14 protein-coding genes are annotated in these 15,479 nt (G+C 65.5%); 7 read left to right on the top strand and 7 right to left on the bottom strand.

Annotation, left to right across the window (positions count from 1 at the left end):
• From EOA32_RS20585 to EOA32_RS20595, 3 genes are all read left to right on the top strand, one after another.
• The coding region (locus tag EOA32_RS20585) for a DUF58 domain-containing protein (RefSeq protein WP_128372713.1) at nucleotides 1-680 on the top strand (680 nt) is incomplete at its 5' end.
• Complete coding sequence (locus tag EOA32_RS20590; protein ID WP_128372714.1) at nucleotides 677-3,493, top strand: DUF4159 domain-containing protein; 2,817 nt, start codon at nucleotides 677-679, stop codon at nucleotides 3,491-3,493. The genes EOA32_RS20585 and EOA32_RS20590, both read left to right, overlap by 4 nt.
• 3 nt (nucleotides 3,494-3,496) lie before the next feature.
• Complete coding sequence (locus tag EOA32_RS20595) at nucleotides 3,497-5,584, top strand: hypothetical protein (protein WP_128372715.1); 2,088 nt, start codon at nucleotides 3,497-3,499, stop codon at nucleotides 5,582-5,584.
• 154 nt (nucleotides 5,585-5,738) lie between these two features.
• Here the strand turns inward: EOA32_RS20595 and clpS are convergent, their stop codons facing one another.
• From clpS to EOA32_RS20615, 4 genes are all read right to left on the bottom strand, one after another.
• Complete coding sequence (gene clpS, locus EOA32_RS20600; RefSeq protein ID WP_040989718.1) at nucleotides 5,739-6,044, bottom strand: ATP-dependent Clp protease adapter ClpS; 306 nt, start codon at nucleotides 6,042-6,044, stop codon at nucleotides 5,739-5,741.
• A gap of 105 nt (nucleotides 6,045-6,149) precedes the next feature.
• Nucleotides 6,150-6,491, bottom strand: a complete 342-nt coding sequence (locus tag EOA32_RS20605) for a hypothetical protein (protein ID WP_245499338.1) — start codon at nucleotides 6,489-6,491, stop codon at nucleotides 6,150-6,152.
• Between the two features lie 144 nt (nucleotides 6,492-6,635).
• On the bottom strand, nucleotides 6,636-6,884 hold the full coding sequence (locus EOA32_RS20610; protein ID WP_128372716.1) for a hypothetical protein: 249 nt from the start codon (nucleotides 6,882-6,884) through the stop codon (nucleotides 6,636-6,638).
• A 40-nt stretch (nucleotides 6,885-6,924) separates the two neighbouring features.
• Complete coding sequence (locus EOA32_RS20615; protein ID WP_066994286.1) at nucleotides 6,925-7,227, bottom strand: hypothetical protein; 303 nt, start codon at nucleotides 7,225-7,227, stop codon at nucleotides 6,925-6,927.
• A 237-nt stretch (nucleotides 7,228-7,464) separates the two neighbouring features.
• Between EOA32_RS20615 and EOA32_RS20620 the strand changes: the two genes are divergently transcribed.
• The 3 genes from EOA32_RS20620 to EOA32_RS20630 all read left to right on the top strand — a co-directional run bounded on the left by EOA32_RS20620 (nucleotide 7,465) and on the right by EOA32_RS20630 (nucleotide 10,162).
• Entirely contained in the window at nucleotides 7,465-8,181 is a 717-nt protein-coding gene (locus EOA32_RS20620; protein WP_128372717.1) for a response regulator transcription factor, read from the top strand.
• Complete coding sequence (locus tag EOA32_RS20625; protein ID WP_128372718.1) at nucleotides 8,178-9,587, top strand: ATP-binding protein; 1,410 nt, start codon at nucleotides 8,178-8,180, stop codon at nucleotides 9,585-9,587. The genes EOA32_RS20620 and EOA32_RS20625 overlap by 4 nt, the downstream gene beginning before the upstream one ends.
• A gap of 206 nt (nucleotides 9,588-9,793) precedes the next feature.
• The gene (locus tag EOA32_RS20630; protein ID WP_066994274.1) at nucleotides 9,794-10,162 is read left to right on the top strand and encodes a YciI family protein; all 369 of its coding nucleotides are present in this window, start codon (nucleotides 9,794-9,796) and stop codon (nucleotides 10,160-10,162) included.
• Between the two features lie 21 nt (nucleotides 10,163-10,183).
• On the opposite strand, the gene EOA32_RS20635 is transcribed toward EOA32_RS20630, so the two are convergent.
• Entirely contained in the window at nucleotides 10,184-10,420 is a 237-nt protein-coding gene (locus EOA32_RS20635) for a hypothetical protein (protein WP_128372719.1), read from the bottom strand.
• Nucleotides 10,421-10,580: 160 nt separating this feature from the next.
• On the opposite strand from EOA32_RS20635, the gene EOA32_RS20640 reads away from it, so the two are divergent.
• Nucleotides 10,581-12,593, top strand: coding sequence for a BTAD domain-containing putative transcriptional regulator (locus EOA32_RS20640; RefSeq protein WP_128372720.1), 2,013 nt, complete (start codon nucleotides 10,581-10,583; stop codon nucleotides 12,591-12,593).
• 19 nt (nucleotides 12,594-12,612) lie between these two features.
• Here EOA32_RS20640 and EOA32_RS20645 read toward each other — a convergent pair whose 3' ends face one another.
• Both EOA32_RS20645 and EOA32_RS20650 read right to left on the bottom strand, forming a co-directional pair.
• On the bottom strand, nucleotides 12,613-14,094 hold the full coding sequence (locus EOA32_RS20645) for an aspartate aminotransferase family protein (protein ID WP_128372721.1): 1,482 nt from the start codon (nucleotides 14,092-14,094) through the stop codon (nucleotides 12,613-12,615).
• Between the two features lie 78 nt (nucleotides 14,095-14,172).
• Complete coding sequence (locus tag EOA32_RS20650) at nucleotides 14,173-15,258, bottom strand: pyridoxal-phosphate dependent enzyme (protein ID WP_066994265.1); 1,086 nt, start codon at nucleotides 15,256-15,258, stop codon at nucleotides 14,173-14,175.
• Nucleotides 15,259-15,479: the final 221 nt, after the last annotated feature.

Below are 15,479 nucleotides of genomic sequence, written 5' to 3' on the forward strand. Positions count from 1 at the left end.
CGTCCATGCTCTACAAATCCTCGGGAGCCGGCGTTTCCAAGGAATCGCGCGCTCTGGTGCTGGCGCTTGCGTTGGCCGAGCTCCTGTCGCGCAGCGGCGAGCGCATCGCCTGGCCGGGCCTCACCGACCCGTTCACCGCCCGCAACGGCGCCGAACGCATCGCGGCCCAGCTCAGCCATGCCGGCAACCTGGCGGCGAAGCCCGATCTCTCCACCATCCGCCGCTTCTGCGACATCGTCATCGTCAGCGACTTTCTCGATCCGGTCGAGGAGACCATGGCCTGGCTCGACGTGCTCGCCCGTCACGGCGTGCGCGCGCATCTGATCGAGGTCGCCGACCCGGCCGAGGAGACCTTCCCCTATGCCGGCCGCACCGAATTCACCGATCCCGAGACCGGCGACAAGCTGACCGCCGGCCGCGCCGAAACGCTCAAAGACGAATACCGCCTGCTCTATATCGCTCGCCGCCAGGAACTCGCCGGCTGGTGCAAGCGCCTCGGCTGGAGCTTTACCGTCAATCATACCGACCGCCTCGCCTCCGAGGCGCTCGTGCGCGTCCACATGGCGATGACCGCCGACAGCAGCCGTCCGGGTCTGACCTCGGGTCATGCCGGGCTGACCGCCGGTGGCGGTCATGCAGGGCTGACCGCTGGCGGTGATGCCGGAAAGGCGGTCGCATGAGTTGGCTGCCGCTTTCCTTCGGCGCGCCGATGGTGCTGTGGGGGCTGCTGGCCCTGCCGGTGATCTGGTACCTGCTGAGGCTGACGCCGCCCAGGCCGCGGACTGAGGTCTTTCCGCCGCTGAGGATCCTCGCCCGCGTCCTGAGGCGCGAAGAGACGCCGCATCAAAGCCCCTGGTGGCTGACGCTGCTCCGCCTGCTGATGGCCGCCCTTGTCGTCACGGCGCTCGCCGAGCCGATCTTCAATCCGCGCGAAAAGCTGCCGGCCGAGGGCTCGGCTCTCGCGCTGGTCGTCGACAATGACTGGGCAAGCGCCGCCGACTGGGGCAAGCGCGTCGCCACCGCCGAGCGGCTGATTGCCGACGCCGGCTCGAACGGCGTGCCGGTCGTCATCGCCTTTACCGCCGAGAAGCCGAATGCCGAGATCGGCCCCTTCGATGCATCGGCCGCGCTCGACCGCCTGCGCGCGGCAAAGCCGCGCCCGATCCCGACCGACCGCCCCGCCGTCTATGCCCGCGTCGCAGCCACTTTGGAGCGCCTGCCCGGCGCCAGCGTTGCCGTGCTTGCCGATGGCCTTGCCGCCACCGGCGACGAAGCGGCGTTCAAGACGCTCCTGGAAAAGAATGCCGCGAGGCTGGTCTGGGTCACCTCGGACCGGCTTTCGCTCACCGGCCTGACCGGCGCCGACAATCAGGTCGACGGCTTCACGCTGACCGCCATCCGCGCGCCGGGCGACCCGGCGCCGGCGCAGGTCACCGCGGGCGCCTTCGACGACAAGGGCCGCCGCATCGCCGACGCGACTCTGACCTTCGCGCCGGGTCAGGCCACCGCCACCGGAACGATGAAGGTGCCGTTCGAATTGCGCAACGACTTCGCCTCGATAGCACTCGATGGCGAGCACCAGGCCGGTGCCGTTCGCGTGCTGGACGAGAGCTCCAAGCGCCGCCGCGTCGGTCTGCTCTCGCAGGCCGAGGCAGACCAGGCGCAGCCGCTGCTGTCGCCGCTCTATTACATTCGCCGCGCCCTGCAGCCTTTCGCCGATCTGGTGGAGCCGTCGAGCGCCGATCTGGCCGATGCCATTCCGCAGCTTCTCGACCAGAAGCCGGCGATGATCATCATGGCCGATGTCGGCACCATCCCTGCGCAGGTCCGGCAACGGCTGGTCGACTGGGTGAACAATGGCGGCACGCTGGTGCGTTTTGCCGGTTCAAGGCTGGCTGCCGCCGGCAACGACGATGATCTCTTGCCGGTCCGGCTGCGCAGCGGCGAGCGCGCGCTGGGCGGCGCGCTTTCGTGGACGACGCCGCAACCGGTCACCGAATTCCCGAAGAACGGCCCGTTCGCAGACCTCGCGCCGCCGACGGAGGTGACGGTCAGCCGGCAGGTGCTGGCCGAGCCGACGCCCGACATCGTCGAGCGCACCTGGGCGACGCTTGCCGACGGCACGCCGCTGGTCACGGGCACGAAGAAGGACAAGGGAACGCTGGTGCTCTTCCACGTGACACCGGAGGCGACCTGGTCGAACCTGCCGATCTCCGGCAGCTTCGTCGAGATGCTGAGACGCATAGTGCAATTGTCGCGCAACCAGGGCGCCGCGGTCGCCAATGCCGAGGCGGCCGCAGCATCGCTGGCGCCCTATCGCATGATCGGCGCCGACGGCGCGCTGGTGCCGCCGACACCCGATGCGCGGCCGCTCGTGCCCGCCGCCGGCCCGCTTCCAGTGACACTGGAAAACCCGCCCGGCCTCTACGGTTCGGAAACCGGCGTTTTCGCGCACAACCTGCTCAACGCCTCGAGCACATTCACGCCGCTTGCTCGGCCACAGGTCTCGCTGCCGGTGACGGCCATCCCTTACGCCTTCGACGAATCGGAGAACCTGAAAGGCCCGCTGGTCACATTGGCCCTCATGCTGATGGTGCTCGACACGCTTGCCGTGTTCTGGATGGGTGGGCTGTTCTCGCGCCGGCCGCGCCGCGCCGCGGCGACCGCCGCTGCCCTGCTGATCGTGTTCGGCGGGCTCTTCGGCCACGCCGACTTTGCCCGCGCCGATGATTCGAAGCCGGGCGATGCCCAGGCCATCGAGGACATTTCGAAAACTCGCATCGCCTATGTCATCACCGGCGAGCCCGGCGTCGATTCAATCAGCCGCGCCGGCCTTGAGGGCCTCACCCGCTTCCTGATCGAGAAGACCGCGCTGGAACCCGGCCCGCCGGCGGGTGTCGACATCTCCAAGGATGAACTGACCTTCTATCCGCTGATCTACTGGCCGATCGACGCCACCGCGCCGATGCCCAGCGAAGCGGCGATCGCCCGCATCGACGCCTATATGCAGCAGGGCGGCACGGTTCTCTTCGACACGCGCGACCAGTTCTCCAACGGCATCGGCGCCGGCTCGGCAAGCCCGGCCACCGAGCGGCTGCGCGATATTCTCGGCAATCTGAACGTGCCGCCGCTGGAGCCGGTGCCCTCGGACCATGTGCTGACGAAGTCCTTCTTCATCCTTCCCGAGTTTCCCGGCCGCTTCAACGGCAGTCCGCTCTGGGTCGAAGCCTCGCTCGATGCCAGCAACACCGAGAACCGTCCCGTGCGCACCGGCGACGGCGTCTCCCCGATCATGATCACCGGTAATGATTTCGCCGGCGCCTGGGCGGTCGACGAGAACGGCGATCCGATGCTGCCGACCGTGCCGCCGGATCCGATGCAACGCGTCTACGCGCTACGCGCCGGCGTCAACATCATGATGTACATGCTGACCGGCAACTACAAATCCGACCAGGTGCATGTGCCCGTCCTGCTCGAACGGCTGGGACAGTAGATCATGAACTGGTCGATCTCCTTCGAGCCGCTCGTTTCCTGGCCGCTGTTCTGGGTCGTCATCGTGCCGCTCGCGCTGCTCGCGCTGGCTGGCCTGTGGTTCCGTCAGCGCGGCTCTGTCCTGCGCTTCATCGCCCTGCTGGCGCTGGGCGCGGCACTGCTCAATCCCGTTTTCCTCGATGAGGAACGTGAGGCATTGAAGAGCGTCGTCGCGGTCATCGTCGATCGCAGCCAGAGCCAGGACATCGGCGACCGCACCAAGCAGACCGACGAAGCGCTGACGGGCCTTCAGCAGCGCCTCGGCCGCTTCAAGCAATTCGACGTCCGCGTCGTCGAGGCCGGCAAATCCGAGGCCGCCGATGAGCGCACGGAAACCAGGCTGTTCGGCGCGCTGGAAAGCGCTTTCCGCGATGTGCCGCCCTCGCGCATCGGCGGCGCCATCATGATCACCGATGGCGAGGTGCACGACGCGCCGGCCGGCGCTCCGGAATTCAACGCGCCGCTCCATGCGCTGATCACCGGCAACGAGCACGAGAAGGACCGCCGCATCCGCTTCGAGAACGCGCCGCGCTTTGGCCTCGTCGGCAAGCCGCTCGACATGAGCTATCGGGTGCTTTCCACGGAAGGCCAGGGCGGCCCGGTCGACGTGCGGGTCTCGGTCAATGGCGAGCAGGTATCTGTCGAGCATGCGACCATCGGTCAGCCGATGAAGCTTGAAGTCACCATTCCCAACGCGGGCCGCAACATCGTCCAGCTTTCGATCGACCACGAGCCGGGCGAGCTGACCGACACCAACAACCGCGCCATCGCGCTCGTCGACGGCATTCGCGATCATCTGCGCGTGCTTCTGGTCTCCGGCGAGCCGCATGCCGGCGAGCGCACGTGGCGCAACCTGCTGAAATCCGACGCTTCGGTCGACCTCGTCCACTTCACCATTCTGCGACCGCCGGAAAAGCAGGACGGCACCCCGATCAACGAGCTGTCGCTGATCGCCTTCCCGACGCGCGAGCTGTTCGTCGAGAAAATCAAGGATTTCGATCTGATCATCTTCGACCGCTATCAGCACCGCGACGTGCTGCCGATCCTGTATTACGACTACATCTCCGAATATGTCGAAAAGGGCGGCGCGCTGCTGATTGCCGCCGGCCCCGAATATGCCGGCGAAAGCTCCATCGCCAGAACGCCGCTGATGTCGGCCCTGCCCGCGATGCCGAGCGGCGAGGTCGTCGATAAGGCCTTCTATCCGCGTCTCACCGATCTCGGCCAGCGCCACCCGGTCACGCGCGGGCTCGACGGCTCCGCCGCCGATCCGCCCCGCTGGAGCCGCTGGTTTCGCACCATCGGCGTCAAGAATCCCGAGGGCGCGGTGGTGATGAAAGGGGCCGACGACCGCCCCCTGCTTGTGCTCGACCGCAAGGGCGAAGGCCGGGTCGGCATGCTGCTTTCCGATCAGGGCTGGCTGTGGGCGCGCGGCTTCGAAGGCGGCGGGCCGCATGTCCAGCTCTATCGGCGCATCGCCCATTGGCTGATGAAGGAACCCGAACTTGAAGAAGAGCGGCTAACCGCCGACGGTCGCGGCATGGTGCTGGAAATCCGCCGCCAGACGATGAGCGACGATCCCGGCCCCGCTCAGGTGATCACGCCTTCCGGCAAGACGATGACCGTCAAGCTGGAAAAAGCCGAACCAGGGATTTTCACGGGCAGCCTGCAGACCAGCGAGATCGGCCTCTATCAGGTCGGCAACGGCGACCTCTCCGCGCTTGCCCATGTCGGCCCGATCAATGCGCCTGAATTCGCCGATGTCGTTTCCACCGAGGACAGGCTGAAGGCGCCGGCCGAGGCGACCGGCGGCAGCGTGCGCCGGCTCGCGCCATCCTCCATGCTTGGCGATCTTGCCGGCGGTGTGGCATTGCCTTCGATCGTACCGGTCCGCTCCTCGGGGGCGGCATCGGGGAACGATTGGATCGGGCTGCGCACCACCGACGACAGCACGCTGAAGGCCGTCTCGCGCGTGCCGCTGTTCGGCGGCTTCCTCGGCCTCGGCTTGCTGCTCCTGGCCATCGGCTCCATGTGGTATCGAGAAGGAAGGTAGAGCCTTTTCCGTCTCCCCCTTCCGGGGAAAGGTGCCCGAAGCGCCGATGAGGGGCGTCGTCCACCAATCGAATATGGCGGCTTGGTCCCACCCTCACCCTGCTCGGCCGGCGGCCTCGCTTTCCCTCTCAGTACACGGGCGAGGCAGAGCTGCCCTACTCTTCCGGCTCGGTCGTGAACAGCAGCGGATAGCCCTTGGCCTTACCGGCGTCGGTTGCTCGCGCGGCCTTGGTCTCGGCAACGTCGCGCGTGAAGACGGCGACCACGCAGACGCCGCGCGTATGCGCGGTGATCATCACGCGATGCGCCTGATCCTCGCTGAGCTTGAACTCGCCTTTAAGCACCGTCACCACGAACTCCCGCGGCGTGAAGTCGTCATTGACCAGGATGACCTTGTAGAGCTTCGGCCGCTCGGTCTTCGGCTGCGTCTTGGTACGCGGTTTGAGGACGGTCTCAGGCATTGGAATTCACCAGTTGGAAACTGGGTCTGGCTTGCACTTCCTCAGGCAGGGAAGCATTTGTCCATTTGTCCGCTGGAGGGCGGAGAATCGAGGGACGATGAAGGCTTATGTGGGATAGCGTTGTTTGCGCTTCAACGCCCCTGCCGACCGATCGTGCGACGCACCGTCGTCCATGTTGGAACCGCGCTCCATGAACGCGCCAATCATCCAGGCGACGAAGCCGATCAGCGTCGCGCCGGTCAGCACGATCAGGACCCAGCTCTGTGCCGGCGTGATGTAGTCGAAGCTCGATGAGATGGCCGGCGCGAAAAGTTCCGGCTCGGTCCTGCCGCTGGCGGGATCCGGCACTGGGCTGGCTGTCAAGATGATCAGCGCTCTTGCTGCCGCGGTGGCAACCAAGCCGCCGAGAGCCAGCGAGCGCATCATGGACGAAAGCCGCTTCTTCATGCGGATTGTCCTACGGCACCGGCATTGCGATCGGGTTAAGGAAGTGGCGCGGCGCAAGCTGCCGGTGTCAGGATTCGGCCGCTGGAAGCCGCCCCGGCCGGTTTCGGCCGGAGCGGTCTTGAAAGATCAGGATCGAAGCCTGGATTAGGACTTCTTCGCGTCCTTCTTCGGGGCCTTCTTGACCGGGCACTTGTGGGTCTTGGTCACCTTGCAGGCCTTCTTGGCGGCGACCTTCTTCGGAGCGGTCTTCGCCGTAGCGTCAGCGGCCGGAGCCGCGGTCGTGGTCGAGGCGGCCGGAGCGGCGGTCGTCGTGGCGGCGGCGTTGCTGACAGCCGGCATCGAGAAAGCGAGAGCAACAGCGAGGCCGAGGGCGGAGAGGAGGGACTTTGTCATGGCTTCATTTCCTTTTTCATGCGGGTCGAGGAGTTGAGCGTCACTGAACCGGGTCGATCGGTGTCACTCCAAGGAGCTTCAAAGCGTTTGCGAGCATCCGGATGCCCTGCGCCTGTTTCTTGGCAGCGCAGAACCGGTTTCCCTTTCTTTGAAGCGCCTTCGCCGCGGTGACCTGCGTTGCCGCGGCATGGGTTTCGAGGGCTTCGTCAACTTGACGGTTGAGATTGGTGCAGCGCTCGGTCCGGGTCAGCGGCGTTACCTTTGCGTTGGAGGCCCCGACTGCGGCTGTGATGAGGGACATGCTGAGCAAAGCACCCATCACGCTGATCCAGAACCTCTGCATCGGTCTTGCCCGTTACTCCGGAAACTTGCGTCGCAGCCGATGACCTGACCGCCACGGCACCAGTTATGCCCTTAAAATTTTTCACGAGTTTTTCCCGACTGTAGAATTTTGTTTCTGAATTGTTTCTGGGGAAGCCATTCCGTCCCACGTCGCCGCCACTGGCCAAGATGTGGCCCGAATTCTATCGTGTGGGTGATCACAGAAGGGCAGCTTGGCTACACAAATCGCGGGGTTCTCGTGAAATCCGACTCGCACATACTGATCGTCGATGACGACAAAGGCATACGCGACCTGCTTCAGGAGTTTTTCCAGAAGCGGGGGCTGCGCACGACAGTGGCCGCCGACGGCACCGAGATGGATGCGATCCTGCGCCGGGCGCAGGTCGACCTGATCGTGCTCGATGTGATGCTTCCCGGAAAGAGCGGGCTGGAACTGTGCCGCGAGATCCGCGCCAATCACACGACACCGATCATTATGCTGACCGCGGTGACCGAGACGACGGATCGCGTCGTCGGGCTCGAGATGGGGGCTGATGACTATGTGCCGAAACCCTTCGATCCGCGCGAATTGCTCGCCCGCATCCGAGCGGTGCTGAGGCGCAACGGCACGGCCGAGCCGCGCCGGCCTACAGCCAAGCAGATCTACCGCTTTGCCGGCTGGACCATGGATTGCTCGCGCCGCCGGCTGACGGCGCCCGACGACGTGCGGGTGGAACTGACGATGGCGGAGTTCAACCTGCTGCAGACCTTCGTCAAGAGCGCGCAACGCGTTCTCACCCGCGAGCAGCTCATCGTGTTGTCCGGCGGCGACACCGGTTACAGCTTCGATCGCAGCGTCGACATCCTGGTCAGCCGCCTGCGCCGCAAGATGGAGGACGATCCTAAGACGCCGAAACTGATCTTGACTGTTCGCAGCGGTGGCTATCAGTTTCTGCCCGAAACGACCTCCGAATGAGACGCTTGCTGCCGCAAACCCTGCCTGTCTGGGTTCTGCTCATCGTCATTGCCGGCCTGATGATCAGCCAGGTCGCGACGCTTTATATCGTGGCGCGCGACCGCGCCGCCGCCAACGATGTGGTTGATCTCTACCGGCTGAACGACCGCGCCTATTCGCTGGTGCAGCTGATGCATGACGCCACGCCTGAAGAACGCAAGACGACCGCTTCCGGTCTGTTCAATGCCACCTACGCATTGACCGTTTCGGACACCCCCGCCGTCACTTCCTCGATCGCCGGCGATGACCAGCTAGCCGAGTTGGAGGACATCCTGGTCGGCCGCCTGTCCAAGTTCGGCATCACCGACGCGCGTGTGCGGCGCGATCCGGCAACGCAGGAAGCCGATGTCCCGGACGGCCAGGTGATGAACAAGGATGTCGGCCAGGTCGAACGCGATCTGCTGGTGCTGGCCGCGGATTTCGCCCAGAGCGACAAGCTGACGGCGTCGCTGCGCTTTTCCGACGGCCAGTGGCTGAACTTCACCGAGCCGATCACGCCGGCTGGGCCGATCCTGAGTTGGGACAGCCTACCGCTCTATTCGCTGATAGCGGGACTGATCATCGTGATGTCGATCTGGTCGCTGCGCCGGCTGACCGCACCCTATCGCATGATGGAGACCGCAGTGAACCGCATCGGCAAGGACCTCAAAAGCCCGCCCATCGCCGAGACCGGCAGCCGCGAGATCCGCGCCGCGGCAAAGGCGGTCAACGCCATGCAGATGCGCCTGCGCGACTATGTCGAGGACCGCGAGCACCTGGCGGCGGCACTGGCGCATGATCTGCGCACGCCGCTGACCAGGATGCGATTGCGTCTCGAGCTGCTGCGCAAATCCCCGGCCCGTGAAGCGCTGGCGCATGACCTTGCCGACATCGAGAGCATCGCAAGCTCGGTGATCGACTTCGCCAAATTCGAGGTCACCGAGGAAAAGGCCGAGCGGATCGACTTCTGGTCGCTGGTGGAGGCGGTCGCCGACATGTTCGAGGACGCTTCGTTCGACGAGGACGCCATGCCGTCGCGCGGCCTGGTCTGCATCGCGCGGCCGGTGGCGCTGCGCCGCTGCATCACCAATCTAGTCCAGAACGCCGTCACCTATGGCAAGAAGGCGCATATCGGCGTGCAGCGCTCTGGCGACACAATCACGCTCAGCATCCGCGATGAAGGGCCGGGCATTCCGCAGGCAAAGCTGGATCAGGTGTTCGGTTCCTTCGTGCGCCTCGAACAGTCGCGCAACCGCGAGACCGGCGGGCTCGGCCTCGGCCTCACCATCGCCCGCAACATCGCCCGCGGCGCCGGCGGCGAGATCAGCCTTTCCAACCATCCCGGCGGCGGCCTGCTGACGGAGCTGCGCCTGCCGCTGGCAGTTTGAGTCAGCAAGCGCTTTCCCGGCTGCTCCAGAGGACTGGATCAGCCGCGCCATCCTTGTGATAGTGCGGCCCGTCCTACAGCGCCGTGCATCCTCCAGGACGCGGGACGCCGTAGCACTTCAATTTGGTGCATGACCCTTACCGAACCGAAGGTCAGCGACGCAAAAATCGATTCTGATTTTCGGATCCCCGCACGAGGAACCGAACCATGTTCTACGCAATCCTTGCCTATCACGTCGAAGAGACCGTCCAGTCCTGGACGCCCGACGAGGATGCAGCCGTCATGAAAGACCTGCTCGAGATCAACGACAGGCTGACCCGCGCCGGCAAGCTGGGCCCGGCGGCAAGGCTGGGGGAGACGGCGAAAGCCGTCACGCTGCGCGGTCCGGGCGACGGCATGGTGATCGACGGCCCCTTTGCCGAGACCAAGGAGCAGTTGCTCGGCCTCTATGTGCTGGATTGCGCCAACCAGGACGAGGCGATAGCGGTGGCGCGCGATCTCAGGCGCGTCAATCCCACCGCCGTCTACGAGATCCGGCCGATTGCGCTTTATCTGCCGGGCGCGCCGCTGGCCTGAATTCCGGGAGAAGCGACGGATTCACCGCAGCGGGCGGCGCCCGGCGGTGCGGCTGCGCGCCGCAGCATCCGCGGGGGCTTCATCGGTCGGATAGCCGAAATCCTTCAGCTCCGAAATGGACAGACCGGCCAAAGCCCTGCGCTGCATGGCGTCCTGATACCGGCGCTGGAACCCGGCGAAGATTAACGTGATCTTGGCGGCGAGCGTGCCGGCAACTCGGGTGCTCGGCTGGCAGGTTCTGATATTGATGTAGGTCATTGTCATTCTCCCTCGTTCGAACTCACGAGGGCAGTGTCTCATCGGCGCGCTTTGGCAACGTTCGTCCAGGCGTGAAACCGCAGGAAAAACCCCGCAAAATCGTCGTTAAGTCGGCGGCGGGACATGGTATTCTGCTTGACGCTGTTTCACGGGGCCCCGGATGCACATTCGATTGCTTGGTGGCATCGAGGTTGTCTCCGCAGGCGGGCAACCTCTGCACTTCGCGACGCGCAAGACGTCGCTGCTCTTTGCCGCGCTGGTTCTGGCCGGCCCGAAAGGGCTTCGCCGCGAGAAGGTGGCGGCGATGCTGTGGACCGGCAGCGGCGAGCAGCAGGCGCGAAACAGCCTGCGCCAGGCCCTGGTCGACATCAGGCGGCTGTTTCCGTCCACCGGCAACGAGGCCATTCGCATCGAAGGCAATGCCGACACCATCTGGCTGGTGGCGAATGACAACGAGGCCGACATCTGGATTTTCGACCGGAACAGCCAGGCCGATGACGGCGCGAGCCTCGCTGCAGCTGCCGACCTGTACCGGGGCGACCTGCTCGACGGACTGCCATCCCCCGGCGAAATCGACGAATGGCTTGCGCCGCTTCGGGCGAACTACACCCGCAAGGCGTTGGACCTGGCCGAACGGCTGAGCCTCCTGCCGGAACTCGGTGAACGCGAGGAGCAGGCCTGCGAAAGACTGGCTGAGCGGCTAGTGACGTCCGACCCATGCGCCGAGCAGGCCCACCGCGCCCTGATCCGCGTCTTCCGCCGCCACGGCCGGACCAACGACGCCTTTCGTCAGTTCCTGGCCTGTAAGGAAGCGCTCAAGCGCGAGCTCGGCGTCGAGCCTGAGGAAGCGACGCGGGCGCTGATCGAACGCATCGAGGCGCCAATGGCGCTGAAGGGTTCGATAGCCGACTATGGCCAGCCCGAGGCCGAACTGTCCCGCCCGGAAGCGAAGGCGCCTCGTCCTGTCGTTTCGGTGCCGGAAAAGCCGTCGATCGCGGTCCTGCCGTTCCAGAACATGAGCGGCGATGCCGAGCAGGAATACTTCACTGACGGCGTTGTCGAGGAGATCACGACGGCGCTGTCGCATGTCAGCTGGCTGTTCGTAATCGCGCGGAATTCCGCCTTCGCCTACAAGGGCCAGGCGGTCGACGTCACCCGCGTGGCACGCGAGCTCGGGGTGCGCTATGTGCTGGAGGGCAGTGTCCGCAAGGCCGGCAGCCGGCTTCGGGTGGCAGGTCAGCTTATCGAGGCGTCGGCGGGAGTAAATCTCTGGGCCGACCGCTTCGAAGGCGATGTCTCGGAGGTGTTCGAACTGCAGGACCTCGTTGCCTCCAGTGTCATCGGCGCAATTTCACCAAGACTCGAACAGGCCGAGATGGCGCGCGCCAAGCGCAAGCCGACCGAGAGCCTCGACGCTTATGACCACTATCTGCGCGGCATGGCGAGCCTTTACCGCTGGACGAGAGAAGGGCTGGAGGAGGCGTTGCCACAGTTCTACAGGGCCATCCAGCTCGACCCCGATTTTGCCGCCGCGGAAGGCGCTGCCGCCTGGTGCTATTTCTGGCGCATGGCGAATGGCTGGATGACCGACCGGCAGAAGGAAACAGCCGAGGTATCCAGGCTGGTCGGCGACGTGGCTATCGCCGGCAAGGACGATGCGGTGGCGCTGGCTTTCAGCGGCCTGGCGCTGGGTTATGTCACCGGCGACTACGAGGCCGGATCGGCACTGGCCGACCGCGCGCTCGTGCTCAACCCGAACTGCGCAGCCGCCTGGAGCGCCAGCGGCTGCCTCAAGGCCTGCCATGACGACCCGGACATCGCAATCGAGCACATGTCGCGGGCAAGGCGGCTGAGCCCGCTCGATCCGCTGACCTTCTTCATGCAGACCTTCACTGCCTTCGCTCACTTCGTGGCCGGCCGCTACGACGCCGCCTGGCCGCTCGCCGAGGCGGCGTCGCGCGCGCAGCCCTATTATCTCACCGGCCTGCGTGTGGCGGCCGCCAGCAACGCCATGGCCGGCAGGCGGGATGCCGCGAGCAGGCACATCGCGCGCTCACTGGAGCTCGACCCGCAACTGAAGCTTTCCAACCTCAAGCACCGGGTGGGGCAGATCAGGCCAGAATATTTCGCCAAATATGTCGAAGCGCTACGGCTGGCCGGCCTGCCGGAATGACATATCTTGCGCAATCTCGTCAGTCTGGTAGCGCCGCGGCCCTGATTTCCGCTCCGATGCGCAGCGTCTCACGCAGCAGGAGGTCGAGGTCGTCGCGGCGGGTGCGGTGGTTGGTGATCGCGACCCGCAGGCAATGCTGCCCGTGCACCGTGGTGTCGGACACGGCTGCAATGCCTTCTTCCTGCAGCCTGAGCATGATTTCGGTGTTGAACTCCTTGAGCTGTTCCTCGGAGGCGCCGTCCAGGCGATGGCGGAAGCAGACGATGTTGATGGTGGTCGGCGCCGTCAGCTCGAGCGCCGGCTCGGCCCGGATCAGCTCGGTCAGATAGCCGGCCTGGGCGATGTTCTGGTCGATCAGCCGCCCGAACTTCTCGACGCCTTGCTCCTTGAGCGCCATCCAGATCTTGAGCGCGCGAAAACCTCGCGATGTCTGCAGGCCGTAGTCGTGCAGCCATTGCCCGGAAGCGAGGCCGCGCGGCGTCGATTCCAGATATTCCGGCGTGACGGCGAAGGTGTTGCGGTGGGCGACGGCGTCGCGAACCAGCGCACAGCCCGCTTCGAAGGGCGCGTGCAGCCATTTGTGCGGGTCGAGCGCGACGGAATGGGCGCGTTCGATGCCGGCGACGAGCGATCTGTTTTCAGGCGCGATGGCGATCAGGGCGCCGATGCAGCCATCGACATGAAACCAGAGGTCTTCCTCTGCCGCCAAAACGGCCAGCGCCCGCAAGTCGTCGATCGCGCCCGTGTTGACGGTTCCTGCGGTGCCGATGATGCAAGCCGGCTTGAAACCTGCCGCGCGGTCTCCCGCGATGGCGGTCTTGAGCGCATCGACATCGATGCGCAGATCGGCGTCGGTCGCGACCCGCCGCAGCGCCCGGTTGCCGAGGCCGAGCGCTTCCATGGCCTTGCGGTGGCAGGAATGGACCTGGTCCGAGGCGTAGAAGCGCAACGGTTTTGGGATCGCCCCGACACCCCTTTCGCGCACGTCGACGCCTGCTTTGGCATTGCGCGCGACGGTCAAACCGATGAGGTTGGCCATCGAGCCGCCGCTGACAAGCGTGCCGCTGGCCGAAGCCGGGAAGCCCACCATCTCCTTGCACCAGTCGACCACCTGGCTGTCCATCAGCCCGGCGGCGTGATTGCCGCCGCCGAGGTTCGAGCCCTGGATCGCCGCCAGGAAATCGCCGAGCGCGCCCGTGAAATTGCTTGAGCCCATATACCAGGACCAGAAGCGCGGATGGATATTGCCCATCGGATAGGCCATGACGTTGCGGGCGACATCGCCATAGACGTCGGCTATCGGCGCCGGCTCGCGCGGCAGCGGCGCCGAAAAGAAGGCGCGAACCTCGGCCGGCATTTGGCGCCACACCGGACGGTCCCGGACATCCTTGAGATAAGCGACGGCATCCTCGACGATCCGATGCGACAGGGCCTGCATCTCGGCCCAGTCTGGCGGGTCGAGCGTCTCATCCATCACCGCTGCTTCCTGCAAAGTGTCCATTCGCTGCTCCCCCGCCATCATTCCTGGATCGTCGCGCGGCGCCGCCATCCGAGTGGACAGCAGCGCCGCGATTTGTCCTCAGGCGTCGAACTGGCAGCCTGGTGTGGAGCGCGACAGTGCCGTCTCCTCGGCATCCATCTCAGCCTCGATGCCGTCGAAGAGCGGGGTCGACATGTAGCGCTCGCCGGTGTCGGGCAGCATGCACAAGATCACCGAGCCAGCCGGAGCGGTGCCCGCGATCTGGCGCGCGACGGCGAAGGTGGCGCCGCCTGAAATGCCGGTGAAGATGCCTTCCTGCTGCGCCAGGGCCTTGGCCCATTTAATGCCTTCCGGGCCGGCGATCGGCACCACATCGTCATAGTAGCGCTTGTCGATCGCCTCCTGCAGCACGTTGGGGATGAAGTCCGGCGTCCAGCCCTGGATCGGATGCGGCTCGAAGGCCGGATGGCTGGCGGACGGCGCACCGCCCTGGCCACGCTCCTGCGGCTTGCCGCTGCCGATAAGCTGCGCGTTCGCCGGTTCGGCAAGCACGATGCGGACATCCGGCCGCTCGCGGCGCAGCACCCGGCCGACGCCGGCAACGGTCCCGCCGGTGCCGTAGCCGGTGACCAGCACGTCGAGGCGCGACCCTGCGAAATCGTTGATGATCTCGCGCGCCGTGGTCGCCTCGTGGATGGCGGCATTGGCTTCCGTCTCGAACTGGCGCGCCAGGAACCAGCCGTTGGCGTCGGCGAGTTCCACCGCCTTCTTGTACATCCCGAAACCCTTCTGGGCGCGCGGCGTCAGCACCACCTTGGCGCCAAGCATGCGCATCAGCTTGCGGCGCTCGATCGAGAAGCTGTCGGCCATCGTCACCACCAGCGGGTAGCCCTTCTGCGCGCAGACCATGGCAAGGCCGATACCGGTGTTGCCGCTGGTCGCCTCGACGACGGTCTGGCCCGGCTTCAGCTTGCCGCTACGCTCGCCTTCCTCGATGATGTTGAGCGCCAGCCGATCCTTCACCGAGGCCGCCGGATTGAAGAACTCGGCCTTCACATAGATGGTCGCGTGGCCGGGGCCGAGATTGTTGATACGGATGACCGGCGTGTCGCCGACGGTGTCGAGAATGCTGTCGAACAGCCGGCCGCGACCGGCAGTGGTCCTGATTTTCAACTTCTGCAACATGGGCTTTTCTCCTCGCGATCTCACGCGCCGGTTACAGACCGGCGGCTTGGGCGGCGCGGTTTCGACACCTTGCCGCGTTAGGTTGCTTGACCTGCCGCGAATGCGGCAACGGCGGCATTCCGGCATGGAATTGGGCTGCCGGATGCTTCCTGTCGTCTTTGGTGATAGAACATGGACCAACTGGTGAGCGTTGGAGAAAGCGTGGGAACATACGTGGAATC

The sequence above is a fragment of the Mesorhizobium sp. M1A.F.Ca.ET.072.01.1.1 genome (assembly GCF_004023325.1).
Lineage (GTDB): Bacteria > Pseudomonadota > Alphaproteobacteria > Rhizobiales > Rhizobiaceae > Mesorhizobium.